At 70.4% G+C, this 23,654-nt stretch carries 24 protein-coding genes and 1 tRNA gene; 15 read left to right on the top strand and 10 right to left on the bottom strand.

Features of this window, described 5'->3' with window-relative positions:
• Positions 1–103: 103 nt before the first annotated feature.
• Both IE206_RS25510 and IE206_RS25505 read right to left on the bottom strand, forming a co-directional pair.
• Positions 104–487 carry an STAS domain-containing protein gene (locus IE206_RS25510; RefSeq protein WP_189965898.1) on the bottom strand — a complete coding sequence of 128 codons (384 nt, stop codon included), beginning with the start codon at positions 485–487 and terminating at the stop codon, positions 104–106.
• 244 nt (positions 488–731) lie between these two features.
• Positions 732–1,253 (bottom strand): response regulator, encoded by a 522-nt coding sequence (locus tag IE206_RS25505; protein ID WP_189965896.1) that lies wholly within the window; start codon positions 1,251–1,253, stop codon positions 732–734.
• Positions 1,254–1,745: 492 nt separating this feature from the next.
• Here IE206_RS25505 and IE206_RS25500 point away from each other — a divergent pair, with 492 nt between their 5' ends.
• Positions 1,746–2,948, top strand: a complete 1,203-nt coding sequence (locus IE206_RS25500) for a hypothetical protein (protein ID WP_189965894.1) — start codon at positions 1,746–1,748, stop codon at positions 2,946–2,948.
• Positions 2,949–3,040: 92 nt separating this feature from the next.
• On the opposite strand, the gene IE206_RS25495 is transcribed toward IE206_RS25500, so the two are convergent.
• From IE206_RS25495 to IE206_RS25475, 5 genes are all read right to left on the bottom strand, one after another.
• A complete protein-coding gene (locus tag IE206_RS25495; RefSeq protein ID WP_189965892.1) occupies positions 3,041–3,595 on the bottom strand; it encodes a GNAT family N-acetyltransferase in 555 nt (184 codons plus the stop codon).
• Positions 3,596–3,806: 211 nt separating this feature from the next.
• On the bottom strand, positions 3,807–5,336 hold the full coding sequence (locus tag IE206_RS25490; RefSeq protein WP_189965889.1) for an alpha/beta hydrolase: 1,530 nt from the start codon (positions 5,334–5,336) through the stop codon (positions 3,807–3,809).
• Positions 5,337–5,415: 79 nt separating this feature from the next.
• Positions 5,416–6,276, bottom strand: a complete 861-nt coding sequence (locus IE206_RS25485) for an SDR family oxidoreductase (protein ID WP_226598975.1) — start codon at positions 6,274–6,276, stop codon at positions 5,416–5,418.
• A 96-nt stretch (positions 6,277–6,372) separates the two neighbouring features.
• Positions 6,373–7,296: a cation diffusion facilitator family transporter gene (locus IE206_RS25480; protein ID WP_189965887.1), complete on the bottom strand. Its 924-nt coding sequence runs from the start codon at positions 7,294–7,296 to the stop codon at positions 6,373–6,375.
• A gap of 134 nt (positions 7,297–7,430) precedes the next feature.
• Positions 7,431–9,674: a terpene synthase family protein gene (locus IE206_RS25475; protein ID WP_189965885.1), complete on the bottom strand. Its 2,244-nt coding sequence runs from the start codon at positions 9,672–9,674 to the stop codon at positions 7,431–7,433.
• A gap of 279 nt (positions 9,675–9,953) precedes the next feature.
• Here IE206_RS25475 and IE206_RS25470 point away from each other — a divergent pair, with 279 nt between their 5' ends.
• Positions 9,954–10,532, top strand: coding sequence for an HhH-GPD-type base excision DNA repair protein (locus IE206_RS25470; protein ID WP_189965883.1), 579 nt, complete (start codon positions 9,954–9,956; stop codon positions 10,530–10,532).
• Positions 10,533–10,585: 53 nt separating this feature from the next.
• Here IE206_RS25470 and IE206_RS25465 read toward each other — a convergent pair whose 3' ends face one another.
• Positions 10,586–12,067 carry a helicase HerA-like domain-containing protein gene (locus IE206_RS25465; protein WP_226598988.1) on the bottom strand — a complete coding sequence of 494 codons (1,482 nt, stop codon included), beginning with the start codon at positions 12,065–12,067 and terminating at the stop codon, positions 10,586–10,588.
• Between the two features lie 309 nt (positions 12,068–12,376).
• On the opposite strand from IE206_RS25465, the gene IE206_RS25460 reads away from it, so the two are divergent.
• Positions 12,377–12,673, top strand: a complete 297-nt coding sequence (locus IE206_RS25460; RefSeq protein ID WP_053725882.1) for a type II toxin-antitoxin system VapB family antitoxin — start codon at positions 12,377–12,379, stop codon at positions 12,671–12,673.
• 113 nt (positions 12,674–12,786) lie between these two features.
• On the top strand, positions 12,787–13,410 hold the full coding sequence (locus IE206_RS25455) for a LytR C-terminal domain-containing protein (RefSeq protein ID WP_226598976.1): 624 nt from the start codon (positions 12,787–12,789) through the stop codon (positions 13,408–13,410).
• 28 nt (positions 13,411–13,438) lie between these two features.
• Here the strand turns inward: IE206_RS25455 and upp are convergent, their stop codons facing one another.
• Positions 13,439–14,074, bottom strand: coding sequence for a uracil phosphoribosyltransferase (gene upp, locus IE206_RS25450; protein ID WP_114038765.1), 636 nt, complete (start codon positions 14,072–14,074; stop codon positions 13,439–13,441).
• A 124-nt stretch (positions 14,075–14,198) separates the two neighbouring features.
• On the opposite strand from upp, the gene IE206_RS25445 reads away from it, so the two are divergent.
• From IE206_RS25445 to IE206_RS25405, 9 genes are all read left to right on the top strand, one after another.
• Positions 14,199–14,378 (top strand): hypothetical protein, encoded by a 180-nt coding sequence (locus tag IE206_RS25445; RefSeq protein ID WP_189965864.1) that lies wholly within the window; start codon positions 14,199–14,201, stop codon positions 14,376–14,378.
• Positions 14,379–14,651: 273 nt separating this feature from the next.
• Positions 14,652–15,200 carry a tRNA adenosine deaminase-associated protein gene (locus IE206_RS25440; RefSeq protein WP_189966041.1) on the top strand — a complete coding sequence of 183 codons (549 nt, stop codon included), beginning with the start codon at positions 14,652–14,654 and terminating at the stop codon, positions 15,198–15,200.
• Between the two features lie 44 nt (positions 15,201–15,244).
• Positions 15,245–15,673, top strand: a complete 429-nt coding sequence (gene tadA / locus IE206_RS25435) for a tRNA adenosine(34) deaminase TadA (RefSeq protein WP_189966039.1) — start codon at positions 15,245–15,247, stop codon at positions 15,671–15,673.
• A 58-nt stretch (positions 15,674–15,731) separates the two neighbouring features.
• A tRNA-Ser gene (locus IE206_RS25430) sits at positions 15,732–15,816 on the top strand.
• A 437-nt stretch (positions 15,817–16,253) separates the two neighbouring features.
• Entirely contained in the window at positions 16,254–16,415 is a 162-nt protein-coding gene (locus IE206_RS25425; RefSeq protein WP_189965863.1) for a hypothetical protein, read from the top strand.
• 43 nt (positions 16,416–16,458) lie between these two features.
• Positions 16,459–16,752 carry a Dabb family protein gene (locus IE206_RS25420; protein WP_189965861.1) on the top strand — a complete coding sequence of 98 codons (294 nt, stop codon included), beginning with the start codon at positions 16,459–16,461 and terminating at the stop codon, positions 16,750–16,752.
• Positions 16,753–16,972: 220 nt separating this feature from the next.
• Positions 16,973–17,848 carry an RNA polymerase sigma factor SigF gene (locus IE206_RS25415; protein ID WP_189965860.1) on the top strand — a complete coding sequence of 292 codons (876 nt, stop codon included), beginning with the start codon at positions 16,973–16,975 and terminating at the stop codon, positions 17,846–17,848.
• Positions 17,849–18,094: 246 nt separating this feature from the next.
• Positions 18,095–18,946, top strand: a complete 852-nt coding sequence (locus IE206_RS25410; protein WP_053725878.1) for an RNA polymerase sigma factor SigF — start codon at positions 18,095–18,097, stop codon at positions 18,944–18,946.
• Between the two features lie 59 nt (positions 18,947–19,005).
• Complete coding sequence (locus IE206_RS25405) at positions 19,006–19,770, top strand: hypothetical protein (RefSeq protein ID WP_229853219.1); 765 nt, start codon at positions 19,006–19,008, stop codon at positions 19,768–19,770.
• Positions 19,771–19,859: 89 nt separating this feature from the next.
• Here IE206_RS25405 and IE206_RS25400 read toward each other — a convergent pair whose 3' ends face one another.
• Entirely contained in the window at positions 19,860–20,081 is a 222-nt protein-coding gene (locus IE206_RS25400) for a hypothetical protein (RefSeq protein WP_189965858.1), read from the bottom strand.
• Between the two features lie 478 nt (positions 20,082–20,559).
• Here IE206_RS25400 and IE206_RS25395 point away from each other — a divergent pair, with 478 nt between their 5' ends.
• Together IE206_RS25395 and IE206_RS25390 are read left to right on the top strand one after the other, a co-directional pair.
• Positions 20,560–21,048: a MarR family winged helix-turn-helix transcriptional regulator gene (locus IE206_RS25395; RefSeq protein WP_189965855.1), complete on the top strand. Its 489-nt coding sequence runs from the start codon at positions 20,560–20,562 to the stop codon at positions 21,046–21,048.
• Positions 21,049–21,195: 147 nt separating this feature from the next.
• Positions 21,196–23,589, top strand: coding sequence for an MFS transporter (locus tag IE206_RS25390; RefSeq protein WP_506005477.1), 2,394 nt, complete (start codon positions 21,196–21,198; stop codon positions 23,587–23,589).
• The last annotated feature ends 65 nt before the right edge of the window (positions 23,590–23,654 follow it).

Below are 23,654 nucleotides of genomic sequence, written 5' to 3'. Positions count from 1 at the left end.
CCCATCGGGGCCCCGCTGATCATGGGTGGTACAGCGTCCCGCCGAGGTCAGCGCCGCGGGCGGTGGGCAGCTCACCGGACGCACCCCCGTGGCCGGCCAAGCCTCAGGGTCCGCCCGGCAGGGCGAGTTCCTGGTCGCCGTCCGTCAGGGGCGGTGGGAGCCGGTCGAGGACGGTGAAGGCGGAGTCCAGGCCGGTGAGCCGGAACAGCCGCATGACGCCGCGCCTCCCGCGGACCAACCGCAGGGTGCCGCCTCGTGCGGTCACGCCGTCCTGAACCTCGTCGAGGAGTCCCAGGCCGCCGGCGTCCAGGAACGTGACCGGCCGCAGATCGACCACCACTTCCGGCGCTTCCCGGTCGATCATTCGCTCCACCGCGGGACCGAGGACGAGCCGCGCCTCGATGTCGATCTCCCCGAACAACTCCAGGACGGTGGTCGCTTCCACCTCCCGGTCCCACAGGCCGAACCCGGACACATCGGCACGCATGAGGAACCCCCCAACGATCCCCTCGGGTCAACGATCCCCTCGGGACGGACAGATAGCACACGGACCGGCCGGCCACACCCCGGCGCCGGAGCGGAGCAGAGCCCCCGGGGCCCGGGGCCGCACTGCTCGTGGCGTCCTTTCATCATGCCCGTTTGCCACCCATCCGACCCGCTTCCGACCGGAGTTGACCAGACCTGGCCAGCCCCTTACGTACCTGTACGTACCCGCTTCATCACGCCTCGCCTCACAGCGGCGGCTCCTCCGACTGGCGGGGGACGCGGATCGTTTCTGTGGGGCGTAACTGGCGCCTTCTGGTGGGGAGTTGAACCGGTTCCGCCGGGTGGTTGCGGGGGCCGCGGGCGCGGGGCGCGGGGCCGGCCAGGAGGGTGCTCGTGCGGTACAGGTACTGGACCTTGATGCGCAGGGCCCAGGGATCGAGGGGCTTGATCAGGTAGTCGGCTACACCCAAATGCAGGGCCTGGGCCGCCATTTCGCTGTCCTGGCCCATGCCGGTCACCAGGATGACGGGGATCAGCTGGGTCTGGGTCAGGCGGCTCAGATAGCGGGCCACGTCCAGACCGCTCACGCCCGGCATCACGACATCGAGGACCGCGACCGCTATTCCCCCGTGCAGCGCGGCCTTGAGGGCGGCGTCCCCGCTGGTCGCGAGCTCGAGCGGATATCCGAGCGGCGCGAGGATGCTCTCCATGGCGAACAGGTTGTCCTCATGGTCGTCGACCAGTAGCACCTTCATGTCCGCGGACATGGCCCCATCACCTTCACTCGGGAGCGCCGGATAGGCATATGCCCGTTCGCGGCCGCTCGTACGCAGTCGGGGAGCACCACTGTGGTGTGCATGTGGGGGATGCACATGTGGCATGCATGTGCCGGGTCTGTCCGCACATAGTCTTCGGCTGGCTCGTGTGGACCGAATTCTCGCACCGGGCGCCCCGGAACATCAGGGTGTCGACAATGCCGGTTCCGCCTCGCTTGGCGACACGGGGTGCCGACACGCACGTGCCACTGGCTCATGTCCCGCCTTGCTCACACCTATGGGTGAACCCCTGGGACCCGGCTCCGGGGCCCGTCGGAGCTGCGAAAACCCCAAGATCCGCTTGCCGGGGACGCGGAAGCTCTCCTTCCTATGGTCTGAACCACCGTCCACCGTGCGGAACTTGATACCGATCAGCCTCCAGAATGACCGGATGATGATCCCGTCATCCCCTTTCGTACGGTACGCGGCCAGGAACGGCGAGCGATGAACACACCCGCCTCCCCCACGCTCTTCACTTCGTTCGAGCAAGGGGGACCCCCGTCGGGCCGAGACCACTCGGCCGCGCTCACCCCCGCGGTGATCGGCGCCGTACTCGTGCTCGTCGCCGGCTGGCTGCTCCTCGCCTCCGTGCCTCGCACGCTCGACGAGGAGCGGGCGTTCGCGTCGGCGCCCGGCTGCCCGGTAGCCGAGGTCTCCACGGAGTGCAGACACACCGTCGCGGCCACGGTGACCTCCGCCGCGGCCGATCACAAACACCACTCGACGGACTACTGGCTGGGCATCGGACACGTACAGGACGGGCCGGGTGCGCTGCCGGGGCGGCTCAAGTCCGGTCCGCTGAGGGCCGGTTCGTCGGCGCGGCCCGCCGCGGGGGCGCTGCGGCGCGTCAAGATGGAGGGCCGCACGCCGGTGTTCTCCGCCGTGCGGCCCGGCGCTACGCTCCAACTCACCTACTGGCACGGCGAGATCAGGTACGTCGAGTTCCGCGGCCTGCGCCAGTACACGGCGGCGGATCCGCGCGGCGGCTACCGGCTGCCGCTGGCCGCGGCGCTCGTGCTGCTCTCCGTAGGAGGAGCGTGCCTGCGCAGCGCGTACTGCTGGATCCGGCGCTCCGAGCCGCCCGCGCACGAGCCCTGGCGGATCACCATGCCGCTGGCGTCGGTGCTGCTCATCTCGTGCTTCGCCTTCGGTACGCCGTGGGTCACCGGCGGGGTGCCGACCGCCCTGCTGCTCACGGCGGTCGGGGCCGTGCCGGTGCTGGCCGGGGCCGTCTGGCTGGCGCGCCGTCACCAGCGGCGCACCACCGACACGATCAAGGTGACCCCTCTGATCCCGCTCGGTGAGCAGTGCTTCCCGGGCACCATCTTCGGCGACGTCCCGTACGGCCACGAGGAGTTCGGCTACCTGGTGGCCGCCCCGGGGCTGCTCGCCGCCACCCCCGATCCGGCCGGCCGCATCGCCCGCCGCTCCGTGCCCCGCACCCTCACGGCCATCCGGGTCCGCCCGCCGTACTGGACCGACCCGGGCCCCCGGCCCGCCCCCGGCGCGCAGGTGGTGGAGTGCCGGGACGGGACGACACCGGTGTATGTGGTGACCGAACAGCGTTACACCGCTTTGGTGTTGGGCGCGCTCAGGCGTCCTGCGGAGGCGCCGATGCGGGCGAGCTGCACCGCTCTGTGGGCGTAGCGCCCACGGCGGGGCACGCGCGGTCGGCGCCCGCGGGGCGGGGCGGCCCACGGCGGCGCGGCCCATGGGGACACAGCCCATGGGGGCCAGGCCTACACCCCGAACGGTGCCGGGTAGCTGATCACTCCCGTCGGCGCGGGCGCCCCGTCCGGCCGCAGCCGGAGCGCCATCATCGCCTCGTCCGGTACGTCGAAGGGGGCCCGGATGCCGAGGCCGGAGGCCGGGGTGAAGCCGAAGCGGGGGTAGTAGTCCGGGTGGCCGAGCACCAGGACCAGGTCCTCGCCCAGTTCCCGCGCGGCATCGAGCGCGGCCCGCACCGCGGCGGAACCGGCGCCCGTGCGCTGGTACTCGGGCGCCACCGCGACCGGCGCGAGGGCCAGCGCCGGGGCATCGCCGACCCGGCACCGGGTCAGCAGGGCGTGGCCCACAATCGTTCCGTCCGGCGCCTCGGCCAGCATCGAAAGGCCGGGGATCCACGCCGGGTCGTCCCGCAGCCCGTCCACGAGGTCCGCCTCGTGCGCGGTGGGGAACGCGGCCAGATTCACGGCCCGTACGGCTGCCCTGTCCGCCGCGTCGGCCATGCCCGCGGGCGCCTCGGGTCGCGTCCTCCAGGTGTGGATGGAAGCCACGTGCGGGCCTGAAGCCATGTGCGAGCCGGAATCCATGTGCGGGGACGATGTGGCGTCAGAGGCCATGGCGGCCAGGTCCGCCGTGTCGGCGGGAGACGTGTGACCGGGAGGCATGTGGTCAGGCACGTGGTCGGGAGGCACGTGGTCGGGAGGCATGTGTGGGGTATCCATATGCCGCCGATCGTTCCATTTGTCCCAGGCGCGGACCACTGAATTATCGCCGGGCACCCTACTCGTCCGGGACCTCCGCCGGGCAGCTCGTTCCCTCCTCCGGCACCGTGCCGCCCGTGAAGAAGGCGTCCACCTTGGCGCGGATGCACCGGGAGGCCGAGTACGCCCCGTGCCCCTCACCCTCGTATGTCATCAGAACACCGGAACCGAGCCGTTTCGCTGTGTCCTGGGCCCATGGGTACGGCGTCGCCGGGTCGCCCTTGCCGCCCACGACCAGGATCTTGGGCGCGCCGGGGTGGTCTATCCGGCGGATGTAGTCGGTGCCCGCCGGCCAGCCCGCGCAGGCGACGGCCCGCGCGGCCGAGCCGGGCCCGAAGTACGGGGATTCCTCGATGAGTTGCTTCTGTACGGCGGCGAACTCCTTTGCCGGGTCGGCCGGCCGTACCGGGTCGTCCGCGCAGTTGATCGCGAGCATCGCCTCGTCGGAGTTGTCGGCGGGCGCGTAGTCCATGCCCTCGTTGAGCGAGGCGAGGACCGTGGGGTCGTCCTCCTGAAGGAGGGCGGCGATCCCCGCGGACAGTGTGGGCCAGGCGGCCTGGCTGTAGAGGGCGGCCTGGACCGCGCTCTGGAGGTCGTCGCCGGTGAAGTCCTGATTGTCGGCGCCCGTCACCACGTTGCCGTCGGCGAGCTTCTCGACCGCCGTCTCGAACGTCGCCCTGACCTCCGCCGGGCTGGTGCCGAGCTCGCAGTTCTGCTGGGCGCAGCCCACGAAGAACGCGTCGAGCGCCTTCTGGAACCCCTTCGTCTGCACCAGCGCGTCCTGCTCGGCGCTTCCCTGCAGGGTGTCGACGGCGTCGAGGGCCATCCGGCCGGTCTTCTTCGGGAACTGGCTCGCATAGACCGCGCCGAGCCGCGTCCCGTACGAAATCCCCAGGTAGTTGAGCTTCTTGTCGCCGAGCACCTGGCGCAGTACGTCCATGTCGCGGGAGGCGTTGACGGTGCCGACGTGGTCGAGGACCGGGCCGGTCTTCTGGCGGCAGGCCTCGGCGATCCGCTCCGCCTCGGCGACCGCGGCGGCCCCCGTGTCCGGCGCGTCCTGGCGCTCGCCCTCCAGTTGCGCCGGCCCGTCCTCGCCGCCGCAGCGGACGGGGGAGCTGCGCGCGACGCCGCGCGGGTCGAAGCTCACCAGGTCGTAGTGCTTGCCGATCTTGGCGGCCTGGGGCCGGAACGCGGCCAGGCCGTCGACCCCGGAGGCGCCGGGCCCGCCGAAGTTGAAGACGACCGAGCCCTTGCGGTCCTTACCGTGTGCCGCGGTCCTGAAACGGGCCAGCGCCAGGGATATGGCTCCCTTGCCGAGGTCCCCGTAGTCGACCGGCACGCTGAGGGTGCTGCACTCCATCTCCCGTACGGAATCGAGGAGTTCACCGGTCTGGCCCTCGGTGGGCTTGCACGGCTCCCAGCCGATCTTCTGCTGGTAGAACCGGCTCAGATCCGGCTCCGGCCGGGCGGCGCGGGGTTCGGCCGCGGGGCCGATGAGCGCGAGGGCCGCTGCGCCGGCCCCGGCCGCGATTGCACGTCTCGCGAGCATGGGCTCTCTCCCTTCCAGGAGGCCGAGTCCCTCGTTCAGGCTAGGCACCACCGCCGGAACCCGCGCGCCGAGCCCGTGCTCACGATCCGTGGCCACCTTGTGACCGTTCTCCCAGCCACTCCGCGAAGCCCACGACCCCCTGGGCGTCGGGGTGGGTGGAGGCGAGGTGCCCGGCGCGGAGGGCTCGGCCCATGCGGCCGGGGATGGGGGCGGGCAGGAGGGCGGCCCGGCGCGCGGTGGTGGCGCGCCAGGTCGCGGCCAGGGTGTGCAGGTCGGTCCGCTCGGGGCCCGCCGCCTCGATACGGCCGTGGCGCGGGGCTGCCTCGGCCGCGTCCGCGACGGCCCGTGCGGCCTCCACGGCGGCCATCGGCTGCATGATCACGTTCCTCGATGCGAGCAGGACGCGGGCCCGGACCGTGGCCGTGAACACTCCCGCGATCAGCTCATGGAACTGCGTGGCCCGCACAATCGTCCACGGCACCGGGCCCGCCATGACGGCGTCCTCCTGGGCCACCTTGACCTTGTAGTACGGCATCGGAACCCGGTCGCAGCCCACGATCGACACGCACACGTGGTGGCCCACACCGGCCGCGCGCTCCGCCGCGACCAGGTGTTTCGTGCCGTCCACGAGAGTGGCGCGCATGGTGCGCGGCGAGACGGAGTTCGCGGCGTCGACCACCACGTCGCAGCCCGCGAGCGCGGCCTCCAGGCCCTCGCCCGTGGACAGGTCGACCGGATACTCGGCCGAACTCCGGCTCAGCACCCGCACGTTGTGCCCGCGCGCCCGCAGCTCGTCGACGACATGGCGGCCCAGCGTGCCGGTGCCTCCGGCGACGGCGATGTGCAGGGCGTCGGTGCCGTCGGCGTCATGAGTGTGGTTCGCGTCTATGTGGTGGGTCTCTATGTGGTCCATGCCCAGGGGACGGGACAGCCCCGCCATCTGTGACACCCGCCATCTCTGGCACCCGCCATCTCTGGCACCCGCCCTCGGTGACGCCCATCTGTGGCAATCACCCGTCACCCACACCGCTGACGATCAGGTGTGGAGGGATTCCGCGGCCTCACTGTGGCCTTCGGGTTCCAGCTGGATCGTGGAGTGGGCCACGTCGAAGTGGTCCCCCACACAGCTCTGGAGCCGGGTGAGCAGTGCCCCGTACCCACCTTCCAGGGCGGCCTCCTTCACCACCACATGTGCGGTGAGCACAGGCATCCCGGAAGTCACCGTCCAACCGTGCAGATCATGTACGTCGACCACACTCGGCTCGTCGAGGAGGTGGCGGCGCACCTCGGCGAGGTCGACGTCGTTCGGGGCCGCCTCCATCAGGACGTGCAGGGCGTCGCGCAGCAGTTTGTACGTCCTCGGCACGATCAGCAGCCCGATGACGATGGAGGCGATCGGGTCGGCGGCCTGCCAGCCGGTGAACAGGATGATCAGGCCGCCGACGATCACCGCGACCGAGCCCAGTGCGTCGCCGAGCACCTCCAGATAGGCGCCGCGCAGGTTGAGGCTCTTGTCCTTGGCGTCCTTGAGGAGCCACAGACCCACCAGGTTCGCGGCGAGCCCGCCCACCGCGACGGCGAACATCAGCCCGCCCTTGACCTCGACCGGCTCGCTGAAGCGGCGGATCGCCGACCACAGGACCCAGACGAAGATCGCGGCGAGGAGCAGGGCGTTCAGGACCGCCGAGAAGATCTCCACCCGGTAGAAGCCGAAGGTCCGGCGCGGTGTCGGGGCGCGCTGGGCGAGCGTGATCGCGCCCAGCGCGAGCGACACCCCGATCGCGTCGGTGAGGCTGTGCGCGGCGTCGGCGAGCAGCGCGAGGCTGCCGGAAAGCAGCGCGCCGACCACCTGGATGAGGGTGATCGACGCGCTGATGCCGATGGTCCACAGGAGCCGTTTGCGGTATGTGCCACTGAGCGTGCCGGATGCGGCGGAGGGCGCGCCGTGGTCGTGTCCCATGCGCGCCTCCTCGTGTGGGTGTGGCCCCCGCACATTAGAGGATCACGAGGTGTGGGCTCCCGCCACTGATGGCACGACGGCCACTGGTGGCACGACGACGGCCGACGGCACGACCGCCGCTGACGGCACGCCTCTCAAGGCACGACGACGGCCGTCGGCACCTCGGGCAGCCGCACCCGGTCCGCCGAGGTCCCCGTCCCGGTGGGCCGCATCCACCCCGGGGCCGCCCCCGTCTGGGCCGCGCTTTGGGGGTGGCTGCCATGCGGCAGGGCGTCCGGCAGGTCCTCGTCCCTGTAGCGGCGTGCCGAGACGTGCCAGTTCAGGATGCCCGCGATCCAGTCCTGGAGTTCGGCCACATAGGTGTCGAGCGTCGCCCGCCCGTGCTCGTCCAGCTCGAAGTCCTCGTAAAGAACCGGCAGTTCGTTCTCGATGACGTGCTGGAACTGGCGCAGCCGCGAGCGCATCAGGTCGTCGATGATGCGCAGGCCCGTCGGGTAGTCGCAGTCGAAGAAGTTCTGCACGACGAGGATGCCGTTGTGCAGCTCGCCCTCGTACTCGATCTCCTTCTGGTACGAGAAGACGTCGTTGAGGAGGCAGCAGTAGTCGGCCGCCGCGTTCTCCATGCTGCGGACGGGGCCGCTCTCGTAGATCCCGGGCGGCAGTTGGCCCGCGTGGCGGAGCCGCGAGAGGCTCATGGTGAGGTCGGAGCCGAAGGTGCTCCGGCGCATCTCGATGTAGTCGACGGGGTCGGGGATGCGGTGCTGGGCCTGGTTGTGCAGCTCCCACAGCCAGCTCTCCAGCATTGTGTCGACGGACCGGCGGAGGGCCACGCGGGCCTCGGGGGACATCGGGCCCGCGGTGCGCGCCCACAGGTCGGCGAGGGCGCACTCCATGGGGGTCCGGGCCAGCGCGAGCCCGGCCCCGGGCTCGTCGACCGGCATGCACGCGGAGAGCCGCTCGTTGTTCGCCCGCGCCCCGGCCAGGTTGCGCGGGCGCCCGTAGATCAGCGGGTAGTAGTCGTCGCCGTACGTGCCCCAGGTCAGCCACTGGGCGCTGAGTTCCAGCTCCTCCGGCGTCGCGTCGGGGTCGAGGCCGGCGGAGCAGAGCGCGAAGTCGTAGCCCGCCAGCTTCTCCCTGTCCCAGAGGTCGTGGAGCAGCCCCATACGCTCCGCCCAGTCGAGGGACGCCACACGTGCGCGGGCCACATGTGGGCTGAGCGACAGTGGGTACGGCACATCGAACTCGGGCAGCAGCGACGGGCCGACCTTCTGCATCGGTACGTGCGTGAAGCTGCGCTGCCGGGCCGCGGCCGGGCGCCCGAACAGCGTGGTGACGTCGAGCGCCGAGGTGCCGAGCACGCCGCTGAAGAGGGAGGGGCCGGTGACGGCGTCCTCGTTCATGTAGCGGCTGGAGCGCATGTGCCACTCGTGGCCGCCGGACTGCCAGTCCTGGAGCCCCTTGACGTACCCGGCGAGGCCCGCGCACTGGTCCGGCGTGAGGCCCTTCTCCAGGCACAGGGCGGGGACTTCGGTGAGCGCGGTGTTCTCGAACTGCTGGAGCCGCGAGGTCAGCAGATCATTGACGGCCTCGGCGGCCTCCTGGGTCGTGCATCCGAGGAAGGTCTCAAGTACCAGCACGCCATTGCTGAGTTCGCCCTCGTCCTCCACCTCGCGCTGGTAGGAGAAGAGGTCGTTGCGCAGGTGGACGGCGTCGGCGAAGGCGTCGGTGAGGACCCTGAGCGGCCTCGACCCGGCCACACAGGCAGGGAGCTCGGCGTTCGCGGCGTACTCGATGAGACCGGCCGACCAGGGCGCTCCGCCCACCTTGCGGCGCATCTCGATGTACTCGACGGGGTTGGCGATCCGCCCGGCGTTGATGTTGGCGAGCTCCCACAGCGACTCGTTGAGCAGGTTGCGGGTGCTGATGGCGAAGCGCTCGCGCCAGGCCTGCGTCATCGACGGGACGGTGCGCTCCCACAGGTCGGCGAGGCCCGCCTCGACCGGGTTGGTCGCCTCGGGGAACCCGTCGGCGAGGTCCATCGGCATGAACGCGGGCAGGCGGTCGAGGTACTCCTTGCCGCCCTTGCGGTCCAGGGTCCGTTTGAACATCTCCAGGAAGTGGTCGTCGAAGAAGAACACCCACACGTACCAGTCGGTGACCAGGGCGAGCTGTTCCGCGTCGCAGTCGGGGTGGGTGTACGAGCAGAGCAGCGCGTAGTCGTGCGCGTCGAGGTCCTTCGGCTCCCAGATCCCGGAGCCCTCCAGCATGCCCATCTGCCGGGCCCAGGTGCGGGAATGCGCCCTGGCGGACTCCAGATGGGGATTGAGCCGGGCCGGATACGGCAGATAGAAATCCGGCAGGACAAAAGGCTGGCTCACTGCGGTGGCCCCTCCTGGATACACACGTGCCCGAGACGCACATGGGTGGTCCGCACATGGCTGTTGCGCACGTGGCCGGTGCGCACATGGCTGGTGCGCACATGCTTGGTACGCACGTGATGGTCCGAGCCGAACTACCCGGCCGGAGCGAGGGCATTCGGGGCCCGTAGGTCTGTCATACGAAAGCGTGATGCGAAGCGGGACCCGATTCGAACGGGCCCTGGCGCCGGGTGGGGGTGTCCGCGTGCGGCGGCGTCCCCGGCCGTCGATCATCGAGGCATGAACACAACCCTTCGGCTCGCCCAGCAGCCCGAGGCCGACGAGCTGCTCGGCCGCAGCCCGCTGGCCGCGCTGGTCGGCATGCTGCTCGACCAGCAGGTCCCCATGGAATGGGCGTTCTCCGGCCCGTACACGATCGCCCGGCGCATGGGGGCGGACGATCTCGACGCCGGAGCCATCGCGGCGTACGACCCCGAGGCCTTCGCGGAGTTCCTCAAGGAGAAGCCGGCCGTACACCGCTATCCGGGATCCATGGCCAAGCGCATCCAGCAGCTCTGCCAGTTCCTCGTCGAGGAGTACGGGGGTGACGCGGCGGGGGTGTGGACGGGGGTCGGGACCGGCGCCGAGCTCCTGGCCCGCCTCAAGGCGCTGCCGGGGTTCGGCGAGCAGAAGGCGAAGATCTTCCTCGCGCTCCTGGGCAAGCAGCTCGGGGTCCGGCCCAAGGGGTGGCGCGAGGCGGCCGGGCCCTACGGCGAGGCGAATTGCTTCCGCTCGGTGGCCGACATCACCGGGCCGGAGTCGCTGACGAAGGTACGGGCGTACAAGCAGGAGGCGAAGGCGGCGGCGCGGGGGAAATAAGCGGGGCAGGGGCGGGGGGCTGTCTCCGCAGAACCCGCTCCCCTCCATCCCCCCTACCTCCGCCGTGTCCCGAAGAGCGACCGCGAAATCTCCCGGCCCAGCTGCGTCCCCACCGACCTCGCGAGCGAGCGAAAGATCCCGCTCCCCACCACCTGCTCCGCCAGCGACGCATCGCGCTTCCCGGGGCGCGCCGAACCCTTTGCGGACGGGGCGTCCAGTGCGGCCTCCACCGATGCCGCCTCCCTCGCCCGTTCCGCCTCCGAGAGCTTCTCGAAGGCCGATTCCCGGTCCACCGGTTCCGCGTAACGGGCGTACAGGAGGGAGGAGTTGACGGCCGCCTCCAGAGCGGCCGCATCAAGGGGGGCCATCAAGGACTGCGGGGCCCTCAGGCGCGTCGCCGCGACCGGGGTCGGCGCGCCGTTCTCGCTCAGTACGGTGACGACCGCCTCGCCCGTGCCGAGCCCGGTCAGGAGGTCCTCCAGGTCGTACGGAGAGTTCGGAAAGGTCCGCACCGTCGCCTTCAGGGCCTTCGCGTCGTCCGGCGTGAAGGCCCTCAGCGCGTGCTGGATGCGGTTGCCGAGCTGGGCGAGGACGTCGCCGGGGACGTCTTTGGGGGTCTGGGTCACGAAGAAGATGCCCACCCCCTTGGAGCGGATCAGCCGTACCGTCTGCGTGATCGACTCCAGGAACGCCTTCGACGCGCCGCTGAAGAGCAGATGCGCCTCGTCGAAGAAGAAGACGAGCTTGGGCCGGTCCACGTCCCCGACCTCGGGCAGCTTCTGGAAGAGGTCGGCGAGCAGCCACATCAGGAACGTGGAGAAGAGCTGGGGTTTGTCCTGGACGGCCGGCAGCTCCAGTACCGATACCAGGCCCCTCCCGTCCGGGGCCGACCGCAGCAGCTCGCTCGTGTCGAATTCCGGCTCTCCGAAGAACGATTCCGCCCCCTGCTGCTCGAACGCCGTGATCGAACGGAGGATCACCCCGGTGGTGGCGGATGACAGGCCGCCGATTCCTTTCAGTTCCGCCTTTCCCGTGTCCGAGACCAGGAAGCCGGCCACCGCCTTCAGGTCTTTCAGGTCGTACAGCTCCAGGCCCTTGCTGTCCGCGTAATGAAAGATCAGGCCCAGCGACTGCTCCTGGGTCTGATTGAGCTGCAGCACTTTCGACAGGAGAACCGGGCCGAAGCTCGTGACCGTCGCGCGCAGCGGGATGCCGGGGCCGATGCCGCCGAGGCCGTAGAACTCGCAGGGGAAGCCGGCCGCCTCCCAGTCCTGGCCGACCTGCGCGGACCGTTCGGCCACCTTGTCGCCGGGCTTGCCGGGGGCCGAGATGCCCGATACGTCACCCTTCACGTCGGCGAGGAAGACGGGCACGCCGTTGGCGGAGAGCTGCTCGGCGATGAGCTGGAGGGTCTTGGTCTTGCCGGTGCCGGTGGCCCCGGCGACCAGGCCGTGCCGGTTGAGCATGGAGAGGGGGATGCGGATCGGCGCGTCCGGGAGGCACTGGCCGTCCCAGAGCAACGCGCCCAGCTCCATTGCGGGGCCGCTGAAGGCGTATCCGGCGGCGATGTCGGCGGCGGGCTGCGGCAACGAGGCCGGGGCCGGCGGCACCGAGAGGGAGTCCTGAGGGGGCGCGGACGAGTCGGCGGGCGCCGGGTTCCGATCCCGCGCTCCGGTTTCATCCGGCCCGTCGGCGCCCACGGGCTCGGGCGCGGCCGCCGTCCGGTCGCTGTCGGTCATGACGGCCCCCCGCGTCGGGTTGCATCTGATTTGCCAGGTCTTGCCCAGGATTGCACTCGCGCTCCATGGCTGCGCCCGGAGCCGCTGGCCCGGTAGGCTTTCCGTGTGATCTTCAAGCGCATCGGAAGCGGGCGGCCCTACCCCGACCACGGCCGGGAAAGCACCCGGCAGTGGGCGGACGTCGCGCCGCGCCCGGTCCGGCTCGATCAGCTCGTGACCACCAAGGGGCAGCTCGACCTGGAGACCCTCCTCGCGGAGGACTCCACGTTCTACGGCGACCTCTTCGCGCACGTCGTGAAGTGGCAGGGCGACCTCTACCTGGAGGACGGGCTTCACCGGGCGGTTCGGGCGGCGCTCCAGCAGCGCCAGGTTCTGCACGCCCGCGTACTCGAAATGGACTGAGTCCGACAGCCGGGTGAGCCTTTCGGACCCTTTGAGGCGCATACGGGCGCACACGCGCGTCAACCGTTGATCATTTAGTAGGCATCATCACGGGTCGGCACTACCCTGCGCCTATGAGCATGCTCACTCCCCCCGGCATGGGCGGAAAGTACCGCATCAAGGGTGACGCTTACCCGCGGATGCGACGTCCCCGAAAGCGCGGCCGGCTGATCCTCGCGCTGGTGGGCGCGATCGTGGCCCTCGGCCTGATCGGCTGGGGAACGCTCCAGCTCATCGACGTGTTCGGTGGCGGCGGGAAGTCGCATGCTGCCGCTGACCACAAGAAGGACTGCCCGTCGCCCGGCACCTCGGGCGCCCCCCAGGCGCTGCCGAAGCCCGCTCAGATCACCGTCAACGTCTACAACGCGACCCCGCGCGCGGGCCTGGCCAAGACGGTCGCCGACGAGCTGAAGAAGCGCGGCTTCGCGATCGGCAAGGTCGGCAACGCGCCCGGGGAGTACGACAAGAAGGTCCCGGGCAACGGAATACTGCTCGGCGCCCCCGCGGCCACCCGCGGCCCCTTCTCCGTACTCGGCACCCAGCTCAAGGGCGCCGCGCAGAAGACCGACACGCGCGACACGCCGGACGTCGATCTGATTCTGGGGACGACGTTTGCCGACCTGAACACGCCGAAGGACGCGGACACGGCCCTGGCCGCCCTGGCCAAGCCCGCACCCGCGCCCTCGGGGAAGTGCTGAGAACCCTGCAAGGGCCCTTGGGAGGGACCTAGTCGGCGGTCCCGTACATGCGGTCGCCCGCGTCGCCCAGGCCCGGCACGATGTAGCCGTGCTCGTTCAGGCGCTCGTCGACCGAGGCGGTCACCACGGTCACCGGCGTGCCCGCCAGCTCGCGCTCCATGACCTCGACGCCCTCGGGGGCGGCGAGCAGCACCACGGCGGTGACGTCGTCGGCGCCCCGCTTGATCAGTTCACGGATGGCCGCCACCAGCGTGCCGCCGGTCGCCAGCATCGGGTCCAGGACGTACACCTGGCGGCCCGAGAGGTCCTCGGGCATGCGGGTCGCGTACGTGGAGGCCTCCAGGGTCTCCTCGTTGCGGATCATGCCGAGGAAGCCCACCTCGGCGGTCGGCAGCAGGCGCACCATGCCGTCGAGCATGCCGAGGCCGGCCCGCAGGATCGGGACCACCAGGGGACGCGGGTACGAGAGCTTCACGCCCGTCGTCGGCGTCACCGGGGTCTCGATGTCCACCTGCTCGGTGCGCACGTCCCGGGTGGCTTCGTAGGCGAGCAGGGTGACCAGCTCGTCGGCGAGCCGCCGGAAGGTCGGGGAGTCGGTGCGCTTGTCGCGCAGCGTGGTGAGCTTGTGCGCCACGAGAGGGTGGTCGACAACATGGATCCGCATGACGTCCACAGTAACCGGGGCACAGCGGCCCCGCGTCCCACCTGCTGCTCTTCGGCGCTGGCGTCAAGCACCCGAACGGGGGGAAGGTGGGAGGCAGGAAACGACCCCGGGGCGGTGTGAGCCAATGCCGGACGAGCACGACGACGAGCGGCAACCGGAGAGCGACGCGGATCGCCGGCGGCGGCGCGCCCAGTTCCTGCGCGAACTGCACGAGGCGAAAGCGCTGCGCGACCGGGTCCAGCCCCGGCGCGCCCGCGCCGCCCGGATGCGCCAGGCCATGCGCATGCGGACCTTCCGCTGGTGACGCCCGAAACGGCGCCCCGGGCCCGTGATCGCGGCGATCGGGACCCCTTGGCCGTGGCGGCCCGCAGGCCGTGATCCCGGCGCGTCGCGCCTCGTGATCACGGTGCGTCAGACCCCGTGATCACGAGGGGTCGAACCCCGCGTTCGCGACGACCGGAAAAACGCAACCGCGGAAGAACTCTCGCAACCGCGGTGTTTTCTGCCACGATTCCGAATGAAGCCACAGCCGGGGGGACCCCCAACCGGCACGCCTATGACCAGTGGGAGAGTCACGGTGTACTTCGCCGCACTGCTCGCGCGCACCGAAGACGGGTGGGAAGCGAGCGACACAGAGCTCGACGATGTGGAGACGCTGTCCGATCTGGCCGACCTGGCCCGGGAAGCAGCAGCCGACGGGGCCGACGACACGGTGCTCGTCTTCATCGAGCAGGAGGACGCCTGGTTCGGCGTCGTCCGCGTCGACGGCGAGGAGGACCCGCGCGTCTTCGTCTCGAACGCCGCCGTCGCCGCCCGCTCCTCGTACGGGGCCATGCTCACCGACGAACTGCTCGGCCACGACCAGGACGACGAGGAGGACGAGCTGGACACCCTTGACCTCGACGGCACGGAGGACGGCTACGAGGACGACGCGTCCGGGGCCGCGGACGAGGCGGACGGCGACGACCCGTCGGACGGCGCCGCACCGGCCGGGCCGCTCGGCGAAAGCGCGATCCTCGCCGACCTCGGGGTGAGCGAGCGCCGCCTCCTGGCACTCGACGGCGACGCCCTCGTGACGATCGCGGACGCGCTGGGCGCGGCCGAGGTCCTGGAGGCCGTCCGCTAGTGCTCCGCCCGCACGATCCCGTACGCGAACGGTGGGCGGAGCCGATGCGCTCCGCCCTGGCCGGGGCCGCGCAGGCCGAGTCGGCCGGCGATGTGCCGGTCGGCGCGGTCCTGCTCGCCCCGGACGGCGCCTTTCTCGCGGCCGGGCACAACGAGCGCGAGGCGACCGGCGATCCGACCGCGCACGCGGAGGTCCTCGCGATCCGGCGCGCGGCGCAGAAGACCGGCGAGTGGCGGCTGACCGGCTGCACGCTCGTCGTCACCCTGGAGCCGTGCGTGATGTGCGCGGGCGCCATCGTGCAGTCCCGGATCGAGAGGGTCGTCTACGGGGCCCGCGACGAGAAGGCGGGCGCGGCCGGTTCGCTGTGGGACCTCATACGCGACCAGCGCCTCAACCACCGTCCCGAGGTGATCGCGGGCGTCCTCGAGGAGGAGTGCTCGGCGCAGCTGACGGCCTTCTTCCGGCAGCGGTGACCCAGGTCTCGCAGAACCGATTTCAAACCACGGCCCACCTTGGGCTAAGCTCTCTCTCGGTAGCGTGTCCGAGCGGCCGAAGGAGCTCGCCTCGAAAGCGAGTGTGGGGAAACTCACCGAGGGTTCAAATCCCTCCGCTACCGCTTCTGAAGGGCCCCGACAGTGTCGGGGCCCTTCTTGCGTGCCCGGTCCCGCGCCCCCGCCCCCCCGGCATACGGACGCGAAGAAGCCCCGGTCGGGGGAAGTGACCGGGGCTTCGACGTTGGGACGGGGGAAGCGGCATCGGGGGGACAAGCCGCTCCCCCCGACGAGAACAGAACCTGCAAGTCCTGCGCCGCAGTCAGGGGGAAGCGCGCGGCGCGGACCCCGCAGTGAGGTCCTGTTCCTCGCCCGCCGCATTCCTGCCAGATGGGGCGGGCTCAAGAACCATCCTGCTCTCCCGTCACGTCCTTACCGTCGGGCAAAGGGCCCCGATCACCAGGCCCTTGGTCCTTAAAGGCCGGGTGAGTACCGGCCAGGTGGCGGTTAGACTCACCCGACCGAACAGGGGTACGCCGTCGCCGGGGAGGGGCAAGGCACAGTGGACGTCAAGAAGGTCCTGCTCTATATCGCCGTGGTGTTCGTGCTGTACACGATCATCACGTCGCCGGTGCAGGCCGCAGGGATGGTCCAGACCGGGTTCGAGGGCATATCCAGCGCGGCCAAGGGCGTCGGAGAGTTCATGACCAACCTGGTCCGTTGAGCCCGTCCAACCTGTCGCTACAGACGCAGCCGTAGGAGAACTCATGATCCGCCACCTGGTCCTGTTCAAGCTCAACGAGGGCGTCGAGCGCGACGACGAGCGTGTGGTCGCCGGCGTGAAGGCCTTCCAGGAGCTCGACGGGATCGTGCCCGAGATCGAGTTCTGGGAGTGCGCCTGGAACATCACCGACCGGCCGATCGCGTACGACTTCGCCATCAACTGCGCCGTGGCGGACGCGGACGCGCTGAAGCGGTACCTCGAGCACCCCGCCCACCAGGCCGCGGCCGGCCAGTGGCGCGAGTTCGCCACCTGGGTGATCGCCGACTACCCGTTCTGAGCGGGCACCCCGTCCTCTGACGGGTCCGGTACGCAGCCCGGCCCCGCGCCTGAGAGGTGCGGGGCTTCTTCGTGCTCGCGTCACCCTCAGGCGGGGGCCATCTGCCCCAACTTGCCCTCAACACGTGGTTATACGGTGCTTGCACACAGTGGACATGTCTTGTGATGCTATGACCGCTTTTGACGGATGAGTTGACCGAGGACTAAGGGGTGGCGTGACCGTGCCGGCCAGTACTACGCCTCAAGTGCCGCCCCAGAACGAGCCCCAGGACGCCCCCGAAGTGCCCGCCCAGGACTCCTCGGAGGGCCCCAGGGGCCCTGCCAGAACGTCCACCAGGGGCGCCGACACCCGCGCCCTCACCCAGGTGCTTTTCGGCCAGCTCAAGGAGCTCACGCCGGGCACCGAGGAGCACAGCCGGGTGCGCGGGGCGCTGATCGAGGCCAATCTGCCGCTGGTTCGGTACGCGGCCTCCCGCTTCCGCTCCCGCAACGAGCCCATGGAGGACGTCGTCCAGGTCGGCACGATCGGACTGATCAACGCGATCGACCGGTTCGACCCGGACCGCGGCGTCCAGTTCCCGACCTTCGCGATGCCCACCGTCGTCGGCGAGATCAAGCGGTATTTCCGCGACAACGTCCGCACCGTGCACGTCCCGCGCCGCCTGCACGAGCTCTGGGTGCAGGTGAACGGCGCCACCGAGGACCTCACGACCCTGCACGGACGCTCCCCCACCACCGCCGAGATCGCCGAGCGGCTCAGGATCGGCGAGGACGAGGTGCTCGCCTGCATCGAGGCGGGCCGCTCGTACCACGCGACCTCGCTGGAGGCCGCCCAGGAGGGCGACGGGCTGCCCGGTCTGCTCGACCGGCTCGGTTACGAGGACCCCGCGCTCGCCGGTGTCGAACACCGCGATCTGGTCCGCCACCTTCTCGTACAACTGCCCGAACGCGAACAGCGGATCCTGATGCTCCGCTATTACAGCAATCTGACGCAGTCCCAGATCAGTCAGGAATTGGGAGTGTCGCAGATGCATGTGTCAAGGCTCCTCGCCAGGAGCTTCGCCCGACTTCGATCCGCAAATCGAATCGAGGCATAACCGGTTCGAGTGAGCCGGGTTCCCGTCTCGGGCCGGTAAAAAATTTCTGACCGAAAAACCCCACACCCCCTGTTTCCTGCACGTACTCCGGCCCATCTTGTCGACATGTCACTACAGCGTGTTGCCGACATGTGACATTCTGCGGAAACCGCGTTTGCCGCAGCCCCGCCTCCGGTATTCAGGTGGAGGCTGCTTCCTCCGATGGTCGTGGCCCAACGCGACCGTCCGCGACCTCAAGGGGGTGGCATGTCCGCAGAACAGGGCAGCTCGAAGGTGCTCACGCTCACCAAGAGCGCACCCGCACCGACCGTGCGCCGACACGCCGCAAACACCGCAGCCATCGACACCCGCACGCTGTCCCGCTCCCTGTTCCTGCGCCTCGCCACGCTGGACACCGACAGCCCGGAGCGTACGTATGTGCGCGACACACTCATCGAGCTCAACCTGCCGCTCGTGCGGTACGCGGCGGCTCGTTTCCGCAGCCGCAACGAGCCGATGGAGGACATCGTCCAGGTCGGCACGATCGGCCTGATCAAGGCGATCGACCGTTTCGACTGCGAACGCGGCGTGGAATTCCCGACGTTCGCGATGCCCACCGTCGTCGGTGAGATCAAGCGGTTCTTCCGCGACACCTCGTGGTCGGTACGGGTGCCGCGCCGCCTCCAGGAACTGCGGCTCGCCCTCACCAAGGCCAGCGACGAGCTCGCCCAGAAGCTCGACCGCTCGCCGACCGTCCCCGAACTGGCCGCCGTTCTCGGCGTGTCCGAGGAGGACGTGGTCGACGGGCTCGCGGTCGGCAACGCCTACACCGCCTCCTCGCTCGACTCGCCCGCCACCGAGGACGACGGCGGCGAGGGCTCGCTCGCGGACCGGCTCGGCTACGAGGACACGGCGCTCGAAGGCGTCGAGTACCGCGAGTCGCTGAAGCCGCTGCTCGCCAAACTCCCGCCCAGGGAACGGCAGATCATCATGCTCCGCTTCTTCGCGAACATGACGCAGTCGCAGATCGGCGAGGAGGTCGGCATCTCCCAGATGCACGTCTCACGCCTGCTCACCCGCACCCTGGCCCAGCTCCGCGAGGGCCTCATCTCCGACTGACCCTCCCCGACTCCCGTTCCCCCCTGGTTAATTGACGCTCCGTCAGACACACTGGCGCGATGCGACGACGTGCTGCGCTGATCGGTGTCTCGGCGGTGGTGGTACTGGGCCTGGGCGGCACCCTCGCCGCCTGCGCCGGCGGCGGGGAGCGGGCCGGGTACGTGGCGGTCGGGGCCGCGGGTCCCGGCTCCTCGGCCCCGGATCACGCGGTGCCGCCGCGGGACGGGGTCCAGCTGGTCCCGCTGGACGGTTCGTCCGCGCCGGGACCGTCCGGGCCGGCGGGTTCGGGTCCTGGTGCGAGCCCCGGTAGTGATCCCGGCACTGGTACGCCTTCGACGCCGCCGCGGTCCGGTGCCCCGGCCGGGCGGACGCCTGCGACACCGGTGGTTCCGGATCCCGCCAAGTCGCCGTCAACACCCGGGCGTTCGGGCTCGGGCGGCTCATCGGGCACGCCCACAGCCCCGGGTACTCCTGCCTCCCCGTCCGGTACGCCCTCCGGCTCCGCCGAGCCCGCCGGGCCCGCGGTGCTCAGCCTCGGGGCGCCCAGCCGTTCGGCGGGGGATCACCGGTGGTGCGAGAAGGTCACCGTCCCGTTCCGCAACAGCGGGGGTACGGCGGTGAAGTCGGGCAGCGTCGTATTTGCGACGCACGTTATCGGGATGCTCGGGGTGGACTGGGCGACCATTACCTCCAGCCAGGCTCTGCCGCTGCCGATCCCGGCGGGTGGGGTGGTCTCACATACGTACGGGGTATGTGTGGAGGCGTGGCGGGTGCCGCTGGGGATGCATGTGGAGACGCGGTCGGTTACGGCCAGTTGGGGGTAGGGGGTTCGGATTCCCCACCCGCCTCGCGCAGGCCGGATAGGCTGGATTTGGCCCGCCCCGGCCAAGGCGCCGCAAGGGGCTGGGCTTGTCTAGCCCAGCGCCAGCCAGGCCACCGCCGCGAGGACGACGATCACCGCGACCACTCCGACGATCAGGCCGACGCGCGGGCCTGCCGGAGCCGCCGCCGGGGTTGCCGCCGCCTGGCGGCCCTGCGGGGCGCCCTCGTCGACGAAGGCGCGGAACATCTGCGTGGAGCCCGCCGGGTCGTAGTTGCCCTCGGGACCCTGGGGCGCGTGGGGGTTGTGTGCCATGGGGCAGGACCCTAGCGAAGATGGGGGTCCGGCCCAACCCCCGCCCCCGCGCGAACCCCTCCGGGGGCTGGAATTGGGATAGGAAGCCGGGTTTCCCGGGGCCCCGCCCCGGCCCCGTTCGCACCTATGAGGATGCTCGTCCTCAAATTCCCCCAAGGCCTTGAGGCCAGGGGGACCCCCATGACGGGCTGAAGGTGCTCGGTGCGGGCCGGCATGGACGCAGCCAGGGGCGCGGGGAACTGCGCGAGCACCACGCACGGCCCGCGGCCGAAGGCAGGTTGAGGGGCGCAGGAACCGCGCGACCAAGCCGCATGCGAGCCGCGCCCGAGCACCCCGCACCACCCCCCACCTGCAACTTAACTTTCCGCATGCAAAGGCTTTGCTCACCCTTTGCCGACCTGGAGGGGATTTCGTTTGCCTTCGGCAACCAACAATCTTATGGTTGCCCGAAGCAACAAGATGTCGGGAGGTGTCGTCCATGGCCGCACAGAGCCTTTACGAGGAGCTGGCCCGGCAGCTCAGCGCCATCGGGGCCGTCAAGCGCGGGCTCGCGCGGATCCTGCCGCCCGAGTGCCCGGGCGGGTCCGCCGCCGTACTCACCCTCCTGGAGCGGCACGGCGAGATGCGGATCAGCCGACTCGCCGAACTCCTCGCTGTGGACATGTCGGTGACGAGCCGTCATGTCGCGCACGTCGCGCAGCGCGGCTGGATCGAGCGGTCCGCCGACCCCGCCGACAAGCGCTCGCGGATCCTGCGGCTCACCCCCGCCGGCCAGGTCATGATCGACGATCTCGGGCTGCGCACCACGGAGATGTTCGCGCACACCCTCAAGGACTGGACCGACGACGAGGTCGGGCAGCTCAACACGATGCTGGCCCGCCTGCGCGACTCCTTCGGGGACTGCCGGGCGCCCCACGTCCGGGCACCTGAGCCGCTTCGGGCCCCAGAGTCCCGCACACCCGCTTAGCACCACCAGAACCATCAGCACCACACCCGTACACCTGCCCAACAGACGTACAAGACAAGGAACTTCATGGCTACGACCACACCAGCCGGTGTGCGGGGCGGCCACGCCAGGCACGGCGGGCACGCACCCGCCGGTGACGGCGCGCCGATGACTCACCGGCAGATCATGGAGGCGCTGTCCGGGCTGCTGCTCGGCATGTTCGTCGCCATTCTGTCCTCGACGATCGTCTCCAACGCCCTGCCGCACATCATCAGCGACCTGGGCGGCGGCCAGTCCGCGTACACCTGGGTCGTGACGGCCTCGCTCCTTGCGATGACCGCGACCACCCCGCTCTGGGGCAAGCTGTCCGACCTGTTCAGCAAGAAGCTGCTGGTTCAGATAGCCCTGGTCATCTACGTGTCCGGCTCGATCGTGGCCGGTCTGTCCCAGAGCTCGGGCATGCTCATCGCCTGCCGGGTCGTCCAGGGCATCGGCGTCGGCGGGCTCTCCGCGCTCGCCCAGATCATCATGGCCGCCATGATCTCGCCGCGGGAGCGCGGCCGTTACAGCGGCTACCTCGGCGCCACGTTCGCGGTTGCGACGGTCGGCGGACCGCTGCTCGGCGGCCTGATCACCGACACCGACTGGCTCGGCTGGCGCTGGTGCTTCTACGTCGGTGTGCCGTTCGCGATCATCGCGCTCATCGTCCTGCAGAAGACCCTGAAGCTCCCCGTCGTGAAGCGGGACGTCAAGGTCGACTGGACCGGCGCCTTCCTGATCAGTGCCGCGGTCTCGCTGCTCCTGGTCTGGGTGACCTTCGCGGGCAACAAGTACGACTGGATCTCGTGGCAGACGTACGCCATGGTCGGCGGCTCGATCGTCCTTGGCGCGCTGTTCGTGTTCGCCGAGTCGAGGGCCAGCGAGCCGATCATCCCGCTGCGCCTCTTCCGCAACCGCACCATCACCCTCGCCTCGCTCGCCTCGCTCTTCGTGGGTGTCGCGATGTTCGCCGGCACGGTCTTCTTCTCCCAGTACTTCCAGCTGGCGCGCGGCAAGACGCCGACGATGTCCGGCGTCATGACGATCCCGATGATCGGCGGACTCTTCATCGCGTCCACCGTCTCCGGACAGGTCATCACCAAGACCGGCAAGTGGAAGGCCTGGCTGGTCAGCGGCGGTGTGCTGGTGACCGCGGGCCTCGGTCTGCTCGGCACGATGCGCTACGACACCCCGTACTGGCACCTTGCGATCTACATGGCGCTGATGGGCCTCGGCATCGGCATGATGATGCAGAACCTGGTGCTCTGCACCCAGAACCAGGTCTCCCCCGCCGACCTCGGCTCGGCCTCCTCCGTCGTCGTCTTCTTCCGCTCCCTCGGCGGTGCGGTCGGCGTCTCGGCACTCGGCGCGGTCATGGCCAACCGGGTCACCCACTACGTCACCGACGGCCTCACCGCGCTCGGCCCCCAGGGCGCCGCGGCGGCGAAGAGCGGCGGCGGCTCCGGCACCATCCCGGACCTGGCCACGCTGCCCGCGCCGATCCGCACCGTCATCGAGAGCGCGTACGGGCACGGCGTCGGCGATGTGTTCCTGTACGCGGCGCCGTGCGCGCTGCTCGCGTTCCTGATCACCCTGTTCATCAAGGAGATTCCGCTGCGTACGGCGGTCGGCGCGGCCAAGTCCGAGGCCGAGTCCGGGTCCGAGTCCGGGCAGGCGCCCGCCGCCGCCCCGGCTGCGGCGTCAATTCCCGCCCAGACGACGTCAGTTGAGGCTCCTGTTACGGAACGCCCGCTCGACGGCATTCCCGTGCGCGGTACGGTCCGGGCGGCCGAGGGGGCGCCCGTCGCCTCCGCCGCCGTCACGCTGATCTCGCTCGGCGGCAGCCAGCTCGGCCGCGCGGTGGCGGGGCCCGACGGCGGGTACCTGCTCGCCGCGCCGGGCGCCGGTTCGTACGTCCTGATCGCGGCCGCCGACGGCTTCCAGCCGCAGGCCTCGACCGTGGTCGTGGGCACCGAGGCGCTGGCGTACGACATCCTCCTGTCCGGCACGAGTGGCCTCACGGGTGCGGTGAAGGCGGCCGAGACCGGGGCGCCCGTCGAGGGCGCGATGGTGATCGTGACCGATGTGCGCGGGGATCTGCTTGCCACCGGCAAGTCGGGCGCGGCGGGCGAGTTCACCTTCGGTGAGCTGGTTCCGGGCCAGGTCACGGTGGCGGTCAACGCGGACGGGTTTCGCCCGCTGGCGCTGCCGGTGGAGATCGCGGGGTACGGCGTGACCCGTATCGAGGCCGCGCTCCAGGCCGGCGCGCTGGTCCAGGGCACGATCCGGGGCGGCGGCGACCGGCGTCCGCTGGCGGATGCTCGGGTCACGCTGCTGGACGCGGCGGGCAACGTGGTCGCCGGCGCGACGACGGGCGACGACGGCGCGTACGCCTTCGCCGACCTGAACTCCGGCGAGTACACGCTGATCGCGACCGGCTACCCGCCGGTGGCCGGCTCGCTGACCGTGACCGGCCGCGGCGTGGACGGTCACGACATCGAACTCGCCCACCCGGGCGAGTAGTTCACAGACCCCCGGGTGCGGTGTGTCGCTTCGAGCGGAGGCGGCGTTCGTACCCGGCGCGGAAA

The sequence above is a fragment of the Streptomyces violascens genome (genome assembly GCF_014649955.1).
GTDB lineage: Bacteria > Actinomycetota > Actinomycetes > Streptomycetales > Streptomycetaceae > Streptomyces > Streptomyces violascens.
Note: the sequence above shows the minus strand (reverse complement) of the source record. Positions and strands in the feature narration are given on the sequence as shown.

Coding starts and splice junctions, on each gene's coding strand:
- IE206_RS25400 (WP_189965858.1), bottom strand. CDS start 20,081: ATGGCACACAACCCCCACGCGCCCCAGGGTCCCGAGGGCAACTACGAC.
- IE206_RS25470 (WP_189965883.1), top strand. CDS start 9,954: ATGAACACAACCCTTCGGCTCGCCCAGCAGCCCGAGGCCGACGAGCTG.
- tadA (WP_189966039.1), top strand. CDS start 15,245: ATGCGCTCCGCCCTGGCCGGGGCCGCGCAGGCCGAGTCGGCCGGCGAT.
- upp (WP_114038765.1), bottom strand. CDS start 14,074: ATGCGGATCCATGTTGTCGACCACCCTCTCGTGGCGCACAAGCTCACC.
- IE206_RS25480 (WP_189965887.1), bottom strand. CDS start 7,296: ATGGGACACGACCACGGCGCGCCCTCCGCCGCATCCGGCACGCTCAGT.
- IE206_RS25490 (WP_189965889.1), bottom strand. CDS start 5,336: ATGCTCGCGAGACGTGCAATCGCGGCCGGGGCCGGCGCAGCGGCCCTC.
- IE206_RS25410 (WP_053725878.1), top strand. CDS start 18,095: ATGTCCGCAGAACAGGGCAGCTCGAAGGTGCTCACGCTCACCAAGAGC.
- IE206_RS25445 (WP_189965864.1), top strand. CDS start 14,199: ATGCCGGACGAGCACGACGACGAGCGGCAACCGGAGAGCGACGCGGAT.
- IE206_RS25510 (WP_189965898.1), bottom strand. CDS start 487: ATGCGTGCCGATGTGTCCGGGTTCGGCCTGTGGGACCGGGAGGTGGAA.
- IE206_RS25405 (WP_229853219.1), top strand. CDS start 19,006: ATGCGACGACGTGCTGCGCTGATCGGTGTCTCGGCGGTGGTGGTACTG.
- IE206_RS25485 (WP_226598975.1), bottom strand. CDS start 6,276: ATGGCGGGGCTGTCCCGTCCCCTGGGCATGGACCACATAGAGACCCAC.
- IE206_RS25390 (WP_506005477.1), top strand. CDS start 21,196: ATGACTCACCGGCAGATCATGGAGGCGCTGTCCGGGCTGCTGCTCGGC.
- IE206_RS25465 (WP_226598988.1), bottom strand. CDS start 12,067: ATGGAGCTGGGCGCGTTGCTCTGGGACGGCCAGTGCCTCCCGGACGCG.
- IE206_RS25495 (WP_189965892.1), bottom strand. CDS start 3,595: ATGGCTTCAGGCCCGCACGTGGCTTCCATCCACACCTGGAGGACGCGA.
- IE206_RS25455 (WP_226598976.1), top strand. CDS start 12,787: ATGAGCATGCTCACTCCCCCCGGCATGGGCGGAAAGTACCGCATCAAG.
- IE206_RS25420 (WP_189965861.1), top strand. CDS start 16,459: ATGATCCGCCACCTGGTCCTGTTCAAGCTCAACGAGGGCGTCGAGCGC.
- IE206_RS25505 (WP_189965896.1), bottom strand. CDS start 1,253: ATGTCCGCGGACATGAAGGTGCTACTGGTCGACGACCATGAGGACAAC.
- IE206_RS25500 (WP_189965894.1), top strand. CDS start 1,746: ATGAACACACCCGCCTCCCCCACGCTCTTCACTTCGTTCGAGCAAGGG.
- IE206_RS25395 (WP_189965855.1), top strand. CDS start 20,560: ATGGCCGCACAGAGCCTTTACGAGGAGCTGGCCCGGCAGCTCAGCGCC.